This window comes from Microlunatus elymi (genome assembly GCF_007362775.1).
GTDB lineage: Bacteria > Actinomycetota > Actinomycetes > Propionibacteriales > Propionibacteriaceae > Microlunatus > Microlunatus elymi.
The window spans coordinates 2,096,291-2,114,755 of sequence record NZ_CP041692.1; the positions used below are offsets into that span (position 1 = coordinate 2,096,291).

The 18,465-nt window shown below is 68.0% G+C and carries 18 protein-coding genes; 6 read left to right on the top strand and 12 right to left on the bottom strand.

Features of this window, described 5'->3' with window-relative positions; all coding sequences use genetic code 11:
• Nucleotides 1-6: 6 nt before the first annotated feature.
• Nucleotides 7-768, bottom strand: a complete 762-nt coding sequence (locus tag FOE78_RS09450) for a DUF4352 domain-containing protein (protein WP_143986059.1) — start codon at nt 766-768, stop codon at nt 7-9.
• A 136-nt stretch (nt 769-904) separates the two neighbouring features.
• Here FOE78_RS09450 and FOE78_RS09455 point away from each other — a divergent pair, with 136 nt between their 5' ends.
• The 6 genes from FOE78_RS09455 (at nt 905) to FOE78_RS09480 (ending at nt 6,156) form a co-directional block, all read left to right on the top strand.
• On the top strand, nt 905-2,029 hold the full coding sequence (locus FOE78_RS09455; RefSeq protein WP_143986060.1) for a DUF4192 domain-containing protein: 1,125 nt from the start codon (nt 905-907) through the stop codon (nt 2,027-2,029).
• 48 nt (nt 2,030-2,077) lie between these two features.
• Complete coding sequence (locus FOE78_RS09460) at nt 2,078-3,016, top strand: carbohydrate kinase family protein (protein ID WP_143986061.1); 939 nt, start codon at nt 2,078-2,080, stop codon at nt 3,014-3,016.
• A gap of 56 nt (nt 3,017-3,072) precedes the next feature.
• Nucleotides 3,073-3,951, top strand: coding sequence for a class I SAM-dependent methyltransferase (locus tag FOE78_RS09465; RefSeq protein WP_143986062.1), 879 nt, complete (start codon nt 3,073-3,075; stop codon nt 3,949-3,951).
• A gap of 423 nt (nt 3,952-4,374) precedes the next feature.
• Entirely contained in the window at nt 4,375-5,274 is a 900-nt protein-coding gene (locus tag FOE78_RS09470; RefSeq protein WP_143986063.1) for a hypothetical protein, read from the top strand.
• A 48-nt stretch (nt 5,275-5,322) separates the two neighbouring features.
• The gene (locus FOE78_RS09475; RefSeq protein WP_143986064.1) at nt 5,323-5,643 is read left to right on the top strand and encodes a MazG nucleotide pyrophosphohydrolase domain-containing protein; all 321 of its coding nucleotides are present in this window, start codon (nt 5,323-5,325) and stop codon (nt 5,641-5,643) included.
• Between the two features lie 72 nt (nt 5,644-5,715).
• Entirely contained in the window at nt 5,716-6,156 is a 441-nt protein-coding gene (locus FOE78_RS09480) for a DUF6918 family protein (RefSeq protein WP_143986065.1), read from the top strand.
• A gap of 1 nt (nt 6,157) precedes the next feature.
• Here the strand turns inward: FOE78_RS09480 and FOE78_RS09485 are convergent, their stop codons facing one another.
• From FOE78_RS09485 to FOE78_RS09535, 11 genes are all read right to left on the bottom strand, one after another.
• Entirely contained in the window at nt 6,158-8,437 is a 2,280-nt protein-coding gene (locus FOE78_RS09485; RefSeq protein WP_143986066.1) for a [protein-PII] uridylyltransferase, read from the bottom strand.
• Nucleotides 8,438-8,520: 83 nt separating this feature from the next.
• Nucleotides 8,521-8,859 (bottom strand): P-II family nitrogen regulator, encoded by a 339-nt coding sequence (locus FOE78_RS09490; RefSeq protein ID WP_143986067.1) that lies wholly within the window; start codon nt 8,857-8,859, stop codon nt 8,521-8,523.
• On the bottom strand, nt 8,856-10,211 hold the full coding sequence (locus FOE78_RS09495; protein WP_143986068.1) for an ammonium transporter: 1,356 nt from the start codon (nt 10,209-10,211) through the stop codon (nt 8,856-8,858). The genes FOE78_RS09490 and FOE78_RS09495 overlap by 4 nt, the downstream gene beginning before the upstream one ends.
• Before the next feature lie 159 nt (nt 10,212-10,370).
• Nucleotides 10,371-10,994 carry a peptide deformylase gene (locus FOE78_RS09500; protein WP_143986069.1) on the bottom strand — a complete coding sequence of 208 codons (624 nt, stop codon included), beginning with the start codon at nt 10,992-10,994 and terminating at the stop codon, nt 10,371-10,373.
• 115 nt (nt 10,995-11,109) lie between these two features.
• Nucleotides 11,110-12,111, bottom strand: a complete 1,002-nt coding sequence (gene galE / locus FOE78_RS09505) for a UDP-glucose 4-epimerase GalE (RefSeq protein ID WP_143986070.1) — start codon at nt 12,109-12,111, stop codon at nt 11,110-11,112.
• Between the two features lie 30 nt (nt 12,112-12,141).
• Nucleotides 12,142-12,858, bottom strand: a complete 717-nt coding sequence (locus FOE78_RS09510) for a FadR/GntR family transcriptional regulator (RefSeq protein WP_228266124.1) — start codon at nt 12,856-12,858, stop codon at nt 12,142-12,144.
• Entirely contained in the window at nt 12,855-13,823 is a 969-nt protein-coding gene (locus tag FOE78_RS09515; protein WP_168207447.1) for a dihydrodipicolinate synthase family protein, read from the bottom strand. Before FOE78_RS09515 ends, FOE78_RS09510 begins: the two co-directional genes overlap by 4 nt.
• Complete coding sequence (locus FOE78_RS09520) at nt 13,820-15,100, bottom strand: sialidase family protein (protein WP_143986072.1); 1,281 nt, start codon at nt 15,098-15,100, stop codon at nt 13,820-13,822. The genes FOE78_RS09515 and FOE78_RS09520 overlap by 4 nt, the downstream gene beginning before the upstream one ends.
• On the bottom strand, nt 15,097-16,239 hold the full coding sequence (locus FOE78_RS09525; RefSeq protein WP_143986073.1) for a winged helix DNA-binding domain-containing protein: 1,143 nt from the start codon (nt 16,237-16,239) through the stop codon (nt 15,097-15,099). Before FOE78_RS09525 ends, FOE78_RS09520 begins: the two co-directional genes overlap by 4 nt.
• Nucleotides 16,240-16,287: 48 nt before the next feature.
• A complete protein-coding gene (locus FOE78_RS09530; RefSeq protein WP_143986074.1) occupies nt 16,288-17,031 on the bottom strand; it encodes an ArsR/SmtB family transcription factor in 744 nt (247 codons plus the stop codon).
• Complete coding sequence (locus FOE78_RS09535; RefSeq protein ID WP_168207448.1) at nt 17,021-18,448, bottom strand: MFS transporter; 1,428 nt, start codon at nt 18,446-18,448, stop codon at nt 17,021-17,023. Before FOE78_RS09535 ends, FOE78_RS09530 begins: the two co-directional genes overlap by 11 nt.
• Nucleotides 18,449-18,465 lie beyond the last annotated feature (17 nt).

Genomic DNA, 18,465 nt, shown 5'->3' on the forward strand with positions numbered 1-18,465 from the left:
GCCGGATCAGTCGGCGATGCGGATCGCGGTCACCGATTCCAGCAGCGAGTTGCTCATCAGCAGGGTGACCGGGCCGCGCGGCATGTCGAAGGCGATGCCGCCGCGTACCGTCTGTCCCGGCCGGAGGTAGCCGGTGGCCAGCAGCGGCGGACGAGCACCGGCTTCGCTGGTCTGGTAGACGTTGCTGGACTTGTCGAAGGTCTGGAAGTACTGCGGGCCGTAACTGATCCGGCCCTCGGTCGCGCTGATCTCCACCTCGAGTTGGAGGTAGTGGCCATAGATCGGGTCACCGGTCGCACTGCTGGTCCAGCGGTGCGACCGGACCGTGAGCCGGCCGCTTCCCTCGGTCGAGCTGAACGTGATCGAGTCCTTGGTGTCCTTCGGGACGGCCGACGGGGTCGGCGTCGGGGTGTTGCCGCCGGCGGTCGCGTTCTCGCGGTCGGCGACATTGGCACGTACGGTGGCGATCACGACGATCAGCGCAACCAGCGCGATCACCGCCGCGGTCAGGATCGCCGGCAGCCGGTTCTTCGGCGGCCGCTCGGGCTGCGGGCGTGGGGGCTGTGAGGGTCGATCGCCGGTGGGCTGCCACGGACCGGTTGGTCCGCCGCCGTGGCCGGTGCCGCCGAGTTCGGGCGGGCGTTGACCTGGTGCGCCCCACTGCGGGCCGGGCGCGCCCCATTGCGGGCCGGGCGGGCGGCCGGCATCGGGGCGTTCAAATCCGGGACCGTGTTGTTGCGGTCCCAGTCCCGTCGGTTCGGAGCTCATCGCGTCCCAAGTTACCTGGCGACAAGCGGTGCCGTGCGCGGCGTCCTGCCCCGGGTTGTGCACAGGCCTGATCGGGCCGCGAGGGCCCCTGTGGACAGAGGTGATCACTTCGTCGTCGACGGCGGTATATCTAGGCATGACGACTTCTCTTCCAGCCATTTCGCCGACCGATGCCGCACCGGTACGGCTGCGCGCCGAGGATCCCGGCGACCTGCTCGCGGTCTTGCCCTATCTGCTCGGTTATCACCCCACCGAATCATTGGTGATGGCGGTGGTGTCCGATCGCACCATCGCCGTCGGCGTCCGAGTCGACCTGATCGAGGACCCGGCCGCGATCGCCGACCGGTTCGAAGAACTGGCTCGCGTGAACCGGGCCGACGGTGTCCTGCTGGTCGCCTACAGCGCCGATCCGGCCGCAGCGGACCGGTTGCTGCTGCCGACGATCACCGCGCTCGCCGAGATCGGCGTGATCGAGGCGCTCTACGCCGACGGCCACCGATGGTGGTCGCGGATCTGTGACCAGGGGTGTTGCCCGCCCGAGGGGACCGAGTATCGGATCGACGACAACCGGCTCGCTGCCGAGGCGGTCTTCTCCGGGCTCACCGCCGGGAGCGACCGGTCGGCGATCGAGGAACTGGTCCGCGGGCCGGCACCGGCGCTGATGCCGGTGTTGGACGAGGTGGGCGAACGCATGGTTGACGAGGTCTGCCGGATGGACGTCCAGTGCCGACGCCGACTCATCCGCGAGCTGGTCGACGACTACGTCGGCCGCCGATCCGCCGGCCAGGCCGTGCAGCTGACCGACGAGGAACTGGTTCGGCTGGCCTGCCTGGTCGTCGATCTGTGGGTCCGGGACGAGGCGTGGGCGAGGATCACCCGGGAGACGGCGTCGTTCCACGTCGAGCTCTGGCAGCAGGTCGTGTCGCGGTCCGAGGAGGCGTTGGCCAGTGCGCCGCTGTGCCTGCTCGGGATGGCTGCCTGGGTGGCCGGACAGGGCACGCTGCAGGTCTGTTGCATCGAGCGGATGCGCCGGATCGACCCCTCCTACTCGATGACCGATCTGTTGCAGGACATCAACGACCGAGCCATTCCGCCCGGGTTCTGGCGCAACGTACGACCTGGCCTGGTTGCCGCGCTGGATGAGTTGAGCGACGAGTCGGCCGGGCGACTGGACCGCGCCGAGAGGCGACCGAACCGCGCCGAGAGGCGACCGAACCGCGCCGAGAGGCGACGGCGAGCTCGGCGGCGATCCCGGTGCTGACGGCCAGCGGACGGGGCGCGTCCGCGGCGGGGTCGTTAGATTGACGCCATGACCTCTGAGGCCGGGCGCAGGTTCGTGGTGTGCGGCGAGACCTTGATCGATCTGGTGCGCGACGAGCGGGACCCGGGCAACACGTTCGCCAGTGGCTGGCAGGCATTGTCGGCCGGCGGACCGATGAACACCGCGGTTGCGCTGGCAAAGCTCGGTGTGGACAGCCACTTCCTGGGACGTGTCTCCACCGACGAATTCGGCCGACAGCTCCGCGGTCACATGATCGGGGCCGGCGTCGACCTCGATCTGGCGATCACCAGTGATCAGGTCACCTCGTTGGCGGTAGTGAGTCTGGACGAGCACGGCAAGGCGAGCTACGCCTTCCACTTCGACCAGACCGCGAACTTCAACTGGCAGTGCGACGAGTTGCCCAAGCTGACCGACACCGACTGGCTGCATCTCGGGTCGCTGGCGCTGGTCGTTCCGCCGGGCGGCGAGGTGCTGCTGGACTGGGTCCGGGAGGTGCCGGCGCCGATCTCGATCGACATCAACGTGCGGTCCTCGGTGATCTCGGATCCCGACGCCTATTGGCGCCGGATCGAACCCTGGCTGCAGGTCCTGGCCGGGAAGGGGATCGTCAAGGCCAGCGACGAGGACGTCGAATTTCTCGGCTCCGAGGGCTGGCGTCGGGTGGCCGAGCAGTGGCATGTCCGCTACGAGCTGCCCATGATCGTGATCACCCGAGGGGAGGGCGGCGCAAGCGCGCTGACCGGCGACGGCTGGACCGAGGTGGCCGGCTATCCGACCGCGGTCGTTGACACCGTCGGCGCCGGCGACACCTTCATGGCCGGCTTCCTGGACGGGCACGTCCGGCTCGGTATCGGGCTGGCGGAGTCGCTGCGGCGTGGTGCCGCCGCGGCCTCGATCGTCTGCTCCCGGCAGGGTGCTCAACCGCCGACGGCCGACGAGGTCGCCGCCTTGCAGGAGGGGTCCTGACGCATCGGCGACCGGCGGGTCGGCCGAGTGAATGAATCGAGTCGAGGAGGAACACGGTGCCGAAGTTGTCGCCGGTCGCCGCTACCGCGCAGGGTCCGATGGTGATCTCGGCGGTCGAGCAGTACGTGCCCGCCCGGCAGCGTCTGCTGGACGACGCCCTGGCGATCAAGATGCTGCCGCGAGCGCAGCGTGCCTTCGTGAGCTGCTGTCGCTTCGGACCGATCCGCCATGCGCTTCAGTCGGCCAGCGAACGCTCGGTCCCCGGCAGTTGGGGTGGGCTGATCGGGCGGAAGCGTTACGCCGACGATCAGGTCGCCGCCGCACTGTCCGACGGCATCGATCAACTGGTGGTGCTGGGCGCCGGCCTGGACACTCTCGCCTGTCGATTGGGGTTACCGGCCGGGATCGGCACCTACGAGATCGATCTGGCCGAGAACATCGCCGCGAAGCGAGCGGCGCTGGAGGCGATCTACGGCCGGGTGCCCGAACGGCTCCGCCAGGTGCCGATCGACTTCGATCATGACGATCTCATCACCACGCTGCGCGCGGTCGGCTGGGATTCGGCCCGGCCGACGATGTTCGTCTGGGAGGCGGTCACCCAATACCTCACCGAGGCGGGCGTCCGCGCGACCCTGCAGGGGCTGGAGTCGGCAGCTGCCGGCAGCCGGCTGATCTTCACCTACGTCCTGCGCGATCTCGTCGAGGGCAAGGATCTGCACGGCGCCGAGCGACTGCATCAGCAGTTCGTGGTCAAGAACCCGATCTGGAAGTTCGGCCTGGATCCCGACCAGGTCGGTCCGCTGCTGAGCGAGCACGGCTGGACCAAGATCGAGGACGTCGGGCCGAAGGAGTACGCCGAACGCTACTTCGGCCCGGCCGGACGTGAGCTGTCCGCGATGGAGATCGAGAGGTTCGTGCTGGCGCGGCGACCATGATCACCGGGCCTTGATCATTTCGCGCCGGTGTCGAACAGCTCCGGATCGTAGGGCTGGGTTCCGTCGTCGGTCGTCCAGCGGGAAGCGTACGGCACCGGGTGCGGACACGGCGGCGTGCGGGGTCGGTGCCGCACGTTTTCCATCCGGGCGTGGGGGATCGGCTGGGGTCATGCCGTGGGGTGGTGTCGTATTCCATCCGAAGCGGGGAAGCGTACTCACGAACTTGCGTAACGAAGGTGCAGGTCTCGCCGCCCGAAACCTGCGCCTTCGTCACGCAAGTTGACCCGAGCGGCCATGCTCGGTGCTCACGCGGCGGGCGGTGGGTCGCCGTTCGGTTTCCATCCGCGGTTGGCAAATGCGTGACACCGCCGGCATCCGGGCTGATATGCGTCGCCGGCATGCGTGGCGGATTAGGTTGCAGGAGTGTTCGTCGACGACTATCTGACGTTCCGCACGGATGCGGAGCTCAATCTGCACAACCTTCTGTACTCGGACGCGTGGCGGCAGGAGGCAGCCGAGTCCGGTACGCGGCCGAAGGCGCAGACGATCGACGACGAGCTCGCGCTCCGAGATGGTGCGGGCTATCCGGCGGCCGTGCGCTTCTACCGGCAGCAGCTGATCGACAGGGATCTGCTGTTCGACGCGTCGATGCGGGACCTGTCATCCCGGCTGGTCGGACGCGACGGTACAACCCCGGCCGGCTGGCGGGAGATCTTCGACCCACTCGTCGAGGACTATCTGGCGACCGACTGGGACCGACATCGCGACCGCAACGAGACCTGGACCCGCGAGGTTGCGGACGGGCTGAACCAGCTGCTGCCGGAGGTGATCGCACGCCTGCAGGACGTCTTCGGCCAGGTGTTACCGGAGCCGCCGGTACTGGTCAGCACCGTGTTGGTCGGCCGGACCGGACCGGCGTACACGGCGGACGACCCGGCGCACATCATCTGTTCCACCACGCACCGCAAGGCCCAGGGACTGGCCGCGGTGGAGATCGTCCTGCACGAGGCCTGCCATCTGCTCGCCGATCCGCTCTACCGATCGCTCGACGCCCGCCTCGACACCGCCGCCGTGCATCGGCCCGAGCTGTGGCACGTGGTGCAGTTCTACCTGGTGGGCGAGGTGGTCGCCGCGGCCTGGCGCCGTCGCGGTGTCGACTACGAGCCTTACCTCAGCGCGACCGGGCTGTTCGATCGTGCCTGGCCGCAGCTGCGTGACTGCGTCCCGCGGGCCTGGTCGGGCTACCTCGACGGGTCCTGGGGATGGGATTCGGCCTGCGATCGACTCGTCGCGGCGGTTGCAGGTGACGTCGCACGTGAGTGAGTGCGACCGTGGCCGTTGAGGATCACGCTCGACGAGAGGAATCGGCCCATGGAGCTGCAGGAGTTGCAGGAGTCGGCGCGGCAGGTGCGATCGCGGTTCGGCGAATACGAGAGCCGGCGATACGGGCGATCCTGGACGCCGGAGGAGATCATGCTCGGTTTCGTCGGCGACGTCGGAGACCTGGCAAAGCTCGTTCAGGGCAAAGACGGAGTCCGCGACACGATCGACCTCGACGCCAAGCTGGCGCATGAACTGGCCGACTGCCTGTGGTCGGTTCTCATCCTCGCCGACAGCTACCACGTCGACGTGCAGCAGGCGTTCCGCTCGACGATGGCCGACCTGAACCGGTGGCTGGATTCGCAGGAATGACCGAGTCGACCGCTGCAGCCGGTACGGTATCGGGCGAATCGCACCCAGCTGCATCGAACCTTGAGGAGTCACGTGAGTCTGTCGGAGAAACTGCTGGCCGAGCCGGCACGCACTGCCGTGATCAGTGATCTCGTGGTGGTCGTGGAGCAGGAGGTCGGGGAGAAGAAGGGCATTTCCGGCACGGCGGTGAAGGCCGGCTACGGAGCGGTCCGCAAGGTGATGCCGGATCTGAGCAAACGAGCCGTGGTGCGGTTGTTGCCCGACTGCGCAGTGGCACTCGATCCGTTCTGGGACGACTTCCGGACCTCCGGCGAGGCCGAGTTCGGCAAGTACCTGGCCGGCCGCGGCGACGAGGCGTCGCAGGCGCTGCTGGCGGTCACCGACGCGAAGGTCGCCGCCACCTCGCGCGAAGTGATCAAGAAGGCGTACAAGCCGCTGCGCGGCAAGGCCGGCGATCACGTCCAGGCCGCGTTGCCGCGGCTGGGCTCGACGCTGCAGAAGCACGCCGGCTGAGTCAGCGGGCCGGTCCGGCGGCGGCTTCGGTCAGGATCCTGACGGCCCGCCGGCAACGGTCCTGACTCGGGCGTGTGTCGTCGGGCTCGGTGACGTAGAAGGTGTCGATCGCCTGTCCGGCCAGGGTGGTGATGTGCGCCGACCGGATCGACAGCCCGGCCTCGGCCAGCGCGGCGCCGAGCGCGTACAGCAGTCCGGCGCGATCGGTCACCCGGACCTCGATCACCGCAGCGGTCCGGCTGGCGGAGTCGAAGAGTTGCACGTACGGCGGTTGATCCTGGCGATGCGCCCGCGCCTCCCGGCGGCGTACCGGACTGAGCACCCGTTGATCATGGTCGGCCAACCGGAGCAGTTCACCGGCCAGATAGGCACGGTCGGGCAGATCTGCGACGAGGTTGGCGTCCGTCCGCCAGGTGTTCACCGCGACGCCGCCGATGGTGCCGACGACCGCCGACCGGACGGTGACCTGGTGAGCCGCCAGCAGACCGGCCGTGTCGCTGAACAGTCCGACCCGATCGGCGCAGGCGATGATCAACTCCACTCCGCCGGGCCGTTGCTGCATCTCGATCCGTGGCCGGCCGTCCAGCAGCACCGACCGGGCCAACCCGATGCCGAACTCCGATCCGACATCGGCAGGGACTTCCTCCCCCTCCAGTTGCAGCAGCACCCGATCACCCAGCGCGTTGATCAACTGCGCGCGCCAGGGCGACCACGCCTGCGGGCCTGCCGCCCGGGCATCCGATTCGGTCAGCGCCCGCAGCAGCTTCAGCGTCGACGCCTTGCCATCGACGGCGGCGATCAGCGCGTCGACGGTGGCCGGATCAGCATGATCACGACGGGTCGCCAGCGTCGCCAGCGTCAGATGCTCACGCACCAGCAACTCGATCAGGGCCGCATCCTCGGCGGCGACACCGAGCGACAGCACGATCTCGCGCGCCACCGGCGCGCCACCGGCGGCATGATCAACTCCGGCGACTCCGCGAGCCTTCAGGCCCTTGCCGATGTCGTGGAAAAGGCAAGCCAGCAAGAGAATATCGGGCCTCTCGACGGCGGTCAGGTGGCGGTGCGCCTCGATCGCGGTCTGCACCGAGTGCCGATCGACGGTGTGCCGATGGATCGGGTTGTACTGCGGTTCGGCCTTGATCAACTCCCACTGCGGGATCCAGCGACCGATGCAGCCGTTGAGTTCCAACGCCTCCCAAACCGGGGGCAGCGCGGGCCCGGTCGACAGCATCGCGAGCAGGGACTCCCGGGCCTCGTCCGGCCACGGGTCGGGAAGCGCCGGGGCCAGATTGCCCAGGTGTTCGGCCGTGACGGGGGAGAGCACAAGCCCACGTTGTGCCGCCAGTGCGCCCGCGCGGAGGCCGATCAGCGGTTCGCTTGGTGAGGTCAGCCGATCCAGACTCACCTCACCCAGATGGACGACCAGACCATGCGGCGCCCGTTCGTAGTTCGGACGTCGGCCTCGGCGCGAGAATCCGATCACCCGCCGGGCCGGTACGACCTGACGCGCCTCCCGGACCGTCAGGTCAATCGCGTGGCCGATCCGGCGCGCCGCCAGCGACACCGAACGGTGCAATCCATCGGTGGGGTCCAGGGCGTCGGTGGAGTTGAAGCCGAGCCGCTGCGCCACGTCCGGCGCCTCGGTGGCCAGCAGCCGGTCGACGTTGCGGCCCGCGGACAGATGCAGTGCGTCGCGCACGTCGAGCAGGAAGGCGTACGGATCTCGTACGCTCTGATGCGGCCGGTCGGTCAGCCAGGTCGCCGCCAACGCCCGCAGCATGATCATGTCCCGGAAGCCGCCGCGGGCCTCCTTCAGATCCGGTTCCAGCAGGTAGGCCGCGTCGCCGAAGGTCTGGTTCCGCTCGACGATGGAGGCGATCAGCTCGTCCAGCCGTTTCCGGGCGCCGGACCGCCACCCGTCCAGCAACCGGCTGCGGGCGTTCGCGGTGAGCCCGGCGTCGCCGGCGATCACCCGAAGATCGAGCAGGCCGACGCCGGCGGTGAGCTCCTTGGCGGCGACGTCGGCGCACTCGGCCGGTGTGCGAACCGAGTGATCCAACTTGATCTTGCTGTCCCAGATCGGATACCAGAGCCGTTCGGCCAGCTTGTTGATCTTGCCGAGATCAGCGCCGTCGTGCAGCAGCACAAGATCAACATCGGAGTACGGTCCGAGCTCGCGGCGGGCCAGGCTGCCGACAGCGGCCAGGGCGACGCCGAGCTCCGGCCCGCCCGCCCGCTCGTACAGCTCGACCAGAGCGGTCTCGACGACCGCGGTCATCGAACGCCGACGATCCGGCCCTGCGCTGGTTTCCCAGGAGGACCGGATCGCGACGTTGAGGCGCTCGGTGGTCAGGTTGAGCGTCAGAGCGCGTCCAGCCCGCGCTCCCCGGTGCGGACCCGTACGACGTCGTCCACACTGGTGGTCCAGACCTTGCCGTCACCGATGCGACCGGTCCGGGCACTCTTGACCAGGACGTCGACGATATCGGCTGCATCACCGTCGTCGACGAGCACCTCAAGTCGGAGCTTCGGCACCAGGTCGACGGTGTACTCCGCACCGCGATAGACCTCGGTGTGGCCGCGCTGGCGGCCGAAACCGCTGGCTTCGCTGACCGTCATGCCTTCGATGCCGAATGCTTCGAGAGCGGTCTTGGTTTCATCCAACATGTGCGGCTTGATGATCGCGGTCACGAGCTTCATGCCGTCACCTCCTGGTCACGTTTGGTGGTGTCGTGTGATTTTGGCGTGCTGGGTGCGCCACCGCTGAAACCGGCCCGCAGGCCACCGGCGATGGTGCCGAAATCGTATGCCGACTCGGCATGCTCCACCTCGTCGATCCCAGTTCGCTCGGTCTCCTCCGAGACCCGGAAGCCGATCGTCTTCTCCAGCGCGAACCCGATCGCGTACGCCATCACGAAGCTGAACACCATCACCGAGACCGCGCCGACCACCTGCCGCCAGAGCTGATCGAAGCCGCCGCCGTACAGAAGCCCGTCCACCCCGGCCGGGGCGCCCTTGGTGGCGAAGAAGCCGACCGCGATGGTGCCCCACAGGCCGCCGACCAGATGAACACCGACCACGTCCAACGAGTCGTCGAAGCCCAGCTTGTACTTCAGGCCGACCGCCAGCGCGCAGACCACGCCGGCGATGCCACCGAGCAGAATCGCCCCGATCGGGCTGACCGACGAGCAGGACGGAGTGATCGCGACCAGCCCAGCGACCACGCCGGAGGCCGCGCCGAGCGAGGTGGCGTGCTTGTCCCGGATCCGTTCGGTGAGCAGCCAGCCGAGTGCGGCGGCGCCGGTGGCGGTCAGGGTGTTGACCCAGACGATGGCGGCCGAGTTGTTCGCGGCCAACGCCGAGCCGGCGTTGAAGCCGAACCAGCCGAACCAGAGCAGACCGGCGCCGATCATCACCAGCGGCAGGTTGTGCGGCCGCATCGGATCACGCCGCCAGCCGATCCGCTTGCCGAGCACCAGGGCCAGCGCCAGACCGGCCGCGCCGGCGTTGATGTGCACCGCCGTACCGCCGGCGAAGTCGATCGCCTTCAACCGATTGGCGACCCAGCCGCCGACCACAGAACCGTCGGAGCTGTCGAAGGCGAACACCCAGTGCGCGACCGGGAAGTAGACCAGGGTGGACCAGATCAGGGCGAAGATCATCCAGGTGCCGAACTTGGCCCGGTCGGCGATCGCGCCGGAGATCAACGCGACGGTGATGATCGCGAAGACGGCCTGGAAGCCGACGAAAGCCATGCTGGGAAGGGAACTTCCGGTGTCGGCCATCAGACCCTTGAGGCCGAGGAACTCGAGCGGATTGCCGAGCAGGCCGCCGCCGACGTCGTTGCCGAACGCGATCGAGTAGCCGAACAGCACCCAGGTGACGGCGATCAGGCAGAGCGCGCCGAAGCTCATCATCATCATGTTGAGCACGGTCTTCGCCCGCACCATCCCGCCGTAGAAGAGGGCGAGGCCGGGTGTCATCAACAACACCAGGGCGGCCGAGGTCAGGATCCAGGCGGTGTCGCCTGAGTTGACGTCCAAGACTGTCATGGTCGTGTCCTTCGGTGAACAGAGCGAGGAAAGCTGGACCCTCGGACAGCGGCCGGCTGGACGGCCCCGAGGTTGCAGCACACTCTGCAAGACCCGTGTTGCAGCAATGCGTTGCTGCGTTACGACCCTGTTTCAGCTGCACGGGAAGGTGCGCGCGGTTCAGAAGCCCAGTGCGGTACGAGCCGGCTGCAGGTCGGCGCCGCCCCAGTAGGCGAGGTAGTTGGTGGTGTCGGTGAGCGAGCGGGGCACCGCCTGATCCAGGTAGAGGATGCCGTCGGTGTGGTCCGTCTCGTGTTGGACGATCCGGGCCTGCCAGCCGGTGAAGCGTTCGCAGACCGGGGCCAGGTCCTCGTCCAGGCAGCGCAGTTCGACGGTCACCGCGCGTTCGGTCGCCGCCTGCAGCCCGGGCACCGAGAGGCAGCCCTCGTACCAGAGCGCGGTGTCGTGCCCGATCTGCCGGTAGTGCGGATTGATGATCACCGTGTACGGCAGCGGCCGTCGCTCCCGCGCCTCGGCGACGTCGGCGCTGACCTCGGCCGCGTCCTCGAGCACCGCCAACCGCAGTCCGAGCCCGATCTGCGGAGCGGCCAGGCCGACGCCGGGTGCGGCGTGCATGCACTCCCGCATCGCCGCCAGCAACTCGGCCAGCAGACCACGATCAAGATCAGCCGGAACGTCGGCGGCCGGCCGCCGCAGCACCGGGTCCCCGACCTGGACGATCTCCAGCGGACTCGGCCCGGCCAGCTGCTTGCGGATCTGTTCGGTGATCATCGCGGTGTCCACGCCCTGAGCGTACGAGGTGGCGATGAGATCTGCATACGCGTCGCGCTCTACTGCCCGAAACCGAACGAATCGTCGAACGCGTAGACAAATCTCATCGCGGCGGCGCGGCCACCCGTCAGCTCGGCGGCACCGCGGGTGCGCCGTGGGTCGGCTCCCAGGCCTGCCAGGCCGAGTCGACCATGGCGGCAAGGTCACGGGTGGCGGTCCAGCCGAGCGCGTCGCGGATCCGGGAGACGTCGGCGACCAGATCGGCCGGGTCGCCGGCACGACGATCGCCGATCACCGGTTGCACGTCGTAGCCGGTCGTGCGGCCGATCTTGGTGAGCACCTCGCTGACCGAGGAGCCGGTGCCGGTGCCGACGTTGAAGACGTCGTAGTCACGGTCCTCACGGTCGAGGTAGTCCAGCGCGGCCAGATGCGCGTCGGCCAGATCGAGCACGTGGATGTAGTCGCGGATGCAGGTGCCGTCGGCGGTGGGGTAGTCGTTGCCGAAGATCACCGGCTGCTTGCCCTCGGCCAGGGCGCCGATCGCGATCGGAATCAGATTGAACTTGGTCGGGTCGCCGAGTTCGGGCCAGCCGGCACCGGCCACGTTGAAGTAGCGCAGCCCGACACCACGCAACCCCCAGGCCGCGGCCGCGTCGCGCATCATCCATTCGCAGACCAGCTTGGTCTCCCCGTACGGGCTGATCGGTGCGCTCGGCACGTCCTCGCTCATCCGCGATCCCGGCGGCACGTCGGGATTGCCGTAGGTGGCGGCCGAGGAGGAGAACATCAACTTGTTCACCTCGGCGCTTTCCATGGCCTGCAGGAGATTCGCCATCCCGCCGACGTTCTCGGTGTAGTACCAGGCAGGACGCTGGGCCGACTCGCCGACCTGCTTCTTGGCGGCGATGTGGATGACCGACTCGACCTCGTACTCGCCGATCAACGTCACCAGCGCGTCGATCGCCTCGGGCCGTGACAGATCGAGCTGCACCAGCGGGGTGTCGCCGATGTTGTCGGCGACACCGCTGCTCAGGTCATCGACGACCACCACGTCATCGCCGCGTTGCCGCAGCAGCCGCACCACGTGGGAACCGATGTAGCCGGCACCGCCGGTAACCAGAACAGTCATGGCGCCAACCTATCGAAACCGTGCTGCCGGTCAGGTCCCGGAGGCGTCGAAGCGGACCCTGATGCCGGTGAAATGATCTTTCATCGCGCGGGTGAACCGGGCCGACGAGTTCTCCCTGATCGCCTCCAGCAGATTGCGGTGCCAACGGGCCGCATCGACCGGGGTGTAGTGATCACCGGGCAGTCGTTCGTTGACGTCGGCGAAGGTCCGCCAGAAGACGCTGAGCAGGTCGATGATCAACTGATTGTCCAGCGGCTCGTAGAGGGTGCGGTGGAAGTCGAGGTCCTGCTCGGCGAAGGTCTCGCCCCGCTTCGCCATCTCCTCCATGGTCTGGACGATCTCGCCGAGCCGGTCCAGGCCTTCGCCGCGATAGTGCTCGATCACCCGGTCGGCCATTCCGACCTCCAGCGCCTCCCGGACGTCGAGCACATTGCGTACGTCCTTCAGGTCGCCGGCCATCGACTGCGTCATCCGGAACGCGAGTCCGTCCTCCAGCGAACGCAGCGAAAGGTTGCCGACGTAGGTGCCGTAGCCGTGCCGGATCTCCACGATGCCGACGGCCTCCAGAGCCTTCATCGCCTCCCGCAGCGGATGCCGGCCGACGCCGAGCCGGCTCATCAGTTGCTGCTCGGTCGGCAACGGATCACCGGCGTGCAGGTCGGCGGCCAGGATCAGCGACTTCACCTGTTCCTTGATGAAGTTCTGGTTGTCCAGGGCGGTGCGGGGGCGACTCCGGGCAACGTTCACGAGGAAACCTGGAGCACACCCGACCGGATCAGCACCTCGCGAACTCCGGCGATCTCGGCCGCCTCGATCGGCAGCAGCGGCGGCGCGACCTGCACCGAGTCGATCACCCCGAGGACCTGCAGCGCACCCTTCACCGCACCGATGGAGGCCGAACTGCTGCTCATCCGCCGCTGATCCGGTACGCCGAGCACCTCCATCAGGGTCAGCAGGCGTTGCTGCTCCAGCTCGGCCTTCTCCAGCTCTCCGGCTCGGACCAACTCGATGATGTTGACGAAGGTGGCCACCTCGACGTTGCCGAGTCCGGGGATGATGCCGTCCACGCCGAGCAGCACGCAGAGGTCGGCGGTGTTCTCCGAACCGGTCAGGATCGAGAAGCCCGTCAGGCCGAGCCGCTCCCGTTCCAAGATCAACTTTCGAAGCCCGGTGATCACTCCGCTGGAGTCCTTGACTCCGGCGATCACTGTGTCCTCGGCGAGCCGAAGGACCACGTCGGCCGGGAGTTTGCTGCCCGCACGGACCGGGATGTCGTAAGCCAGCAAGGGAATCTCGCCGGTCACCTCGGCGATCAGCCGATAGTGCTGCTCGACCTCGACCGGGTGGGTGGCGACATAGAACGGGGCCGCCGCCACCAGCGCATCGGCCCCGGCGTCGATGCTGCTGCGGCACAATTCGGCGGCCAACGCCGTACTCGGCGCCAGCACGCCGGCCAGCACCGGTCCGCGCCCGGCAACGTGCTGCACGGCCGCACCGATCAGTTGCTCTCGCTCGGCGATGGTGAACGACGTGCCTTCGCCGGTGGAGCCGAGTAGGAAGACACCGCTCGCGCCGCCGTCGAAGACGTGTTCGATCAGCCGGCCGAGCGAGTCGGTGTCCAGGTCGCCGGCCGGAGTCAGTGGTGTGACCAGCGGTGGGATCACGCCGCCGAACCGTCGGTGGCGGTCCGAAGCGGCGGCTATGTGGGTCACGATTGTGCCTTCCTGTCGGAGGTCGTGCCGACGAGTTGATCTTGGTTCGGTTCGGCGTCGGTCCGGCCGGGCCGCCCGAGGTCTGAAGGAGTGACCAGGCAGGACAGCGATGCCGTACGGAATCGGACCCGCTCGTGGGCCGCTTCCTTGCCTGCCTCGTAAAGTACGCCGAATTGATCGGAGCCGAGCGCGGCGACGTCGCAATAGCCGGCGGGGCCGGCCGTGATCAGTGCGCCGCGACGCCAGCTCGCGGTGTCGTCGCTGACGTAGACGGTCAGCTCGCGCCGCGACGTCGGGTGCGCCGGGGTGGTGAGCAGCAGTTGCCGCCCGTCCGGGCTGAGCAGGCCGGCCTGCACGTTGGGCGCGACGATGTCCGGACATTCCCGGTAGGGCGTGGTGAGGGTCTCACCACCGTCCTCGGAGATCGCCTGCACCCGGGCGGAGCCGGTGCCGTGATGGTTGCGGGCGTTGAAGATCAACCGGCCGTCGGCCAGTTCGGCCACGGTCGTCTCGTTGGCGTTGATCAAGGTGTCCGGATTGTCGTCGGTGAAGCCGATCCGCCAGCTGTGCCCGCCGTCGTCACTGAGAATGCAGTGGCCGCCGTTGGAACTCAGCCGATCACGAGCCGCCACGTCGATCCGGTTGTGGTTGGCCGGAACGACGAGCCGGCCGGCGTTTTCTCCATGCTGCAAAGCGATTCCGTGACCCGGACCGGTGGCGTACCAACCCCAGCGGGGGTCCTTGACCGAATCGGTGATCTCCGCTGGATCGGTCCAGGACAGACCAAGATCAGCACTGCGTTGGACGAAGACACGGCGGCCGTCAGCCGGATTTGCGGTGCCGAGGGCGAGTGCGCCCTCGTCGACCCTCGCACCGTTCTGCGTGGTCAGCAACACCACCTCGCCAGAAGCGGGGTCGAGCACCGGCACCGGATTGCCGCAGGTCTTCTGGTCGGCCTGGCAGACCACCTGCAACGGCTGCCAGTTCCGACCGCCGTCCAGCGAGCGGCGCAGCACCAGCTCGATCGGACCGCTGTCGGATGCGGACTCGATCCGTCCCTCGCAGAAGGCCAACAGGACGTGATGATCTTGGTCGGTTCGACCCGTCGACCCGCTGGGGATCGCCAGCAGCGCAGGGATGCGGAAGGTGTCGTATCCGGTTCCGGCCGGGTCGAAGACGACGATGTCGTCAGAGGACGACGCTGTTCCGGAGGAGGCGGACATGGGACGTACTATGTCATGGTTTCGGATCGAAAGCACCTGGCTGATCGTGATCACTCGGCGGCGATGATCCGGACGTCGGTGATCTTGAGATCGAGGGCGGCTGCGGTGTCGGCGACCGGGCCGGCCAACACATCTTCACCAGGAACTTCCTCACCGGGGAAGGGGTGTAGTTCGATCACCGTGGCAGATGCAGGGCGACCCGGCATCGTACGCCAGCGGCCGATGATCTTGCCCCGATACAGCATCGTCGGCGCGAACAGGCCGTTGGTTCTGGCCCAGATCCGGGCCAAGTTCTCTTGATCAACGAAGCGACCGCGGCCGGACGGTGCGTAGCCGAGCAGCAGTCCGTCGAACTCGGGCAGCAGCCGCAGGCCCGGGTCGCGGCCGGTGGTCGGCGCGTCGGCGAGATCGATCAAGGATTCGCCGTCCGGGCCGGTGTGTCGGGCCAACTCGTGGTCGAGGGCGGCCACGGCCTGGTCGATCTGGGTGAGCCGCGAACCCGACCACCAGGCGATGTCCTCGCGGGTGGCCGGCCCGTAGGCAGCCAGGTGAGTCCGGACGATCGTGATCATGGACGCCTCGACCGGATGCGGGGCCAGCGCCGGGTCGACATCGGCCGCCGTGCGATGGAACGTATCGGTGCGCTTCTCCCAGTGATCATCGCGAGGCCGGCGCAACAGCCCGCTGTGACCCCAGATCAGATTCGCCGCCATGGTTGAACTGGTGCCCGGATTGATCACCGCGCCGCGTTCGGCCAGCCAGCACCGGATGTGTTCGGTCAGATCAGTACGAGGCCGCCAGTCCCCGCGGCAGAAGGCCTCGATCTCGTTTCTCAACTGGGTGGTCGAGATGCCGGCATCGGACAGGCCGAGCGCACGCCGCTGGGTTACCGACAGCGACTCCCGCGCCGTGGTGTCGAGTGCGCCGAAGATCGCCGGGCGGCTGGTATGCACCGTTCCGCGCAGATTCGTGGTCCTCAACAGTTCATGATCAACAAACGCGTCTCGTACGGTCTCGTACCGCACGCCTGGCAGTCGGGACGCCGCGGTCAGGAACGGCGCTCGCGGCACCTGCGACTGGATCGGCCCCAGCTGGTCGAAGAGGCGAAGCACGGCGGTCCGGCCGCGGCCCCGGACGGCGGGGAACTGCCGGCTCAAGGCCATCCTGGCCAGACGCTCTGCACTGATCGGCATGCACGAAACCTAACCGGTGTTGCGGACAGCAGGTGGCCGGTTGTCCAGTCAGGATGCAGCCAAGTCCAGCCCGAACTCGTTGCGGATGACCTGCTTACCCGATTGGGTGATCCGCAACGCCCGATGGGTGTCGCGTCGTTCCAGCCAACCGGCATCGAGAAAACGATCACGTAACCCACGGCCGACCTGTCCGGCCAGATGATGCCGGGTCTCGGTCCAGTCCACGCAGTAGCGCACCAGTTGACGACGGCCGCCCGGCAACTCGACGCCGAGATGATCAAGGAACGCTCGGCCGTCGTCGGTGAGCTCGTAGTCAAGATCATTTCCAGGTCCGGCGGGATGATCACGGTCGGCTCGGTCGCGGTCGTAGTCGCCGTCGCCGCCGGACAGCAGCCCGCGCTGCAGAAGGCTGGACATGATGCCGACGCCGAGGCGGCCGGCAATGTGGTCGTAACAGGTACGAGCCAGCCGCAGCTGCGCTGCCCGGGTGCTGGATCGCAGCGAGGTGATCGGCTCGGCTGGCGAGAGCCGGGTCAGCCGCTCGAGAATGTCGGCGACCTGCGGACCGGACAGCCGGTAGTGCCGGTTGCGCCCGTCAGCCCGTACGGCGATCAGCCCGCCCTCGGTGAGCTTGCGCAGATGCGCACTGGCGGTGGAGCGACCGACGCCCGCCTCGGTCGCCAGCATGCTGGCCGACAGTTCGCGGCCGGAGGACAACGCCAGCAGGATCCTGCTGCGCGCTCGATCGGAGAGCAACTCGCCGATCCGCGACAGATCCGCGTCACCGGTCATGTCCCGCTCCTGTCGATGTGGTTGCTCTGACCGTACTCAGGAGTGCGACGGCGCAGACGATCGCTGCCAGCAGGAGCGCCTCGACGAAGCCGAATCGGGCGCCCCCGACGTTCAGGATCGCGCCGAGCAGGGCAACGCCGATCGCTCCGCCGAGCTGCCGGGTCGTGTTCAGTGCGCCGCCGGCCAGTCCCGCGTGCTCGATCGGTGCGGAATTCAACGCGACCGAGGTCATCGCCGGCATCGCCAGCGAGCACAGGCCGACCACCGTCAAACCGGCGATGATCATGGTCGGTGATGCGGCCCAGCCTCCGACGGCGATGACCGCCGAGCCGATGGCGGCCGAGGTGAAGCCGGCGATCATCGGTGGCCGAGGCCCCACTCGCGCCGCCAGGTATCCGCTGCCGGTGGCCCCGATGCTGACCACCAGCGCCATCGGCAGCACCGCCAAACCTCCTTGCAGGACGGAGAAGTCGTAGCTCGACTGCAAGGTCAGACTGACGCACAGCAACGCCCCGTACATCGCCAGGTTGAAGCAGAGACCGGTGAGCAACGCCCAACGGAAGGCCGGAGGACGAAGCAACCCGGGCGGAATCAGCGGCTCCGGTGGTCGCGATCTGCGGTGGCCGCGAGCCGTGCGACGTTCCGTCCGGACGAAAGCACAGCCGGCGATGACGGTGATCGCCGACAGTCCGGCGGCCATGATCAACTCGCCTTGGCCCGCTTCGATGACGGTTCCGGTCAAACCGGCCAGTCCGATCATGCCCAGCACAGTACTGAGGGCGTGGATTCGGTGCAGTCCGGTCACATCGGTGGGAGCCAGGATTCCAATGGTGGTAGCGATCACGGCCGCCGCCGGTACGTTGATCCAGAAGATCGACGGCCAGCCGAAGTGCGTGATCAACAGGCCGCCGAGCGCCGGACCCGCGGCGAATCCGGTGGTGGCCACACCGCCCCAGACGCCGAGCGCCCGGGACCTGCTCCGGGGTTCGGAGTAGAGCCGGCTGATGATCGCCAACGATGCCGGCAGCATGACCGCCGCGCCGACACCCTGCAACGCCCGGGCGGTGATCAACAACGCCCAGCTGCCGGACACCGCGGCCAGGATCGAGGCCAGGCCGAAGATCACGAAGCCGACCAGGCAGCCGCGCCGGTGACCGAAGCGGTCACCCAGCGCGCCGGCGGCCAGCATGCAGGCCGCGAACGGGACTGCATAGCCGTCGATCACCCATTGGGCCGCGCCGATGCCGCCGCCCAGATCCGTCCGCAGGCTGTCCAACGAAACCTGCACGATCGTGGCATCCAGTTGCACCAGCCCGAAGGTGAGAGCGCACGCGATCAGGGCCGCGCCGCGCCGTACCCCGACCACCCGGTCCGGCGCGGTCAGCTTCTCGGTTTGCTCGAGCCTCGTCGATTGCACGCGACCAGCGTGACCAG

Bases quoted from the DNA above. Each gene is read 5' to 3' on its own strand.
- FOE78_RS09450 (WP_143986059.1), bottom strand. From the start codon at position 768: ATGAGCTCCGAACCGACGGGACTGGGACCGCAACAACACGGTCCCGGA.
- FOE78_RS09455 (WP_143986060.1), top strand. From the start codon at position 905: ATGACGACTTCTCTTCCAGCCATTTCGCCGACCGATGCCGCACCGGTA.
- FOE78_RS09460 (WP_143986061.1), top strand. From the start codon at position 2,078: ATGACCTCTGAGGCCGGGCGCAGGTTCGTGGTGTGCGGCGAGACCTTG.
- FOE78_RS09475 (WP_143986064.1), top strand. From the start codon at position 5,323: ATGGAGCTGCAGGAGTTGCAGGAGTCGGCGCGGCAGGTGCGATCGCGG.
- FOE78_RS09485 (WP_143986066.1), bottom strand. From the start codon at position 8,437: ATGACCGCGGTCGTCGAGACCGCTCTGGTCGAGCTGTACGAGCGGGCG.
- FOE78_RS09490 (WP_143986067.1), bottom strand. From the start codon at position 8,859: ATGAAGCTCGTGACCGCGATCATCAAGCCGCACATGTTGGATGAAACC.
- FOE78_RS09495 (WP_143986068.1), bottom strand. From the start codon at position 10,211: ATGACAGTCTTGGACGTCAACTCAGGCGACACCGCCTGGATCCTGACC.
- galE (WP_143986070.1), bottom strand. From the start codon at position 12,111: ATGACTGTTCTGGTTACCGGCGGTGCCGGCTACATCGGTTCCCACGTG.
- FOE78_RS09525 (WP_143986073.1), bottom strand. From the start codon at position 16,239: ATGCCGATCAGTGCAGAGCGTCTGGCCAGGATGGCCTTGAGCCGGCAG.
- FOE78_RS09530 (WP_143986074.1), bottom strand. From the start codon at position 17,031: ATGACCGGTGACGCGGATCTGTCGCGGATCGGCGAGTTGCTCTCCGAT.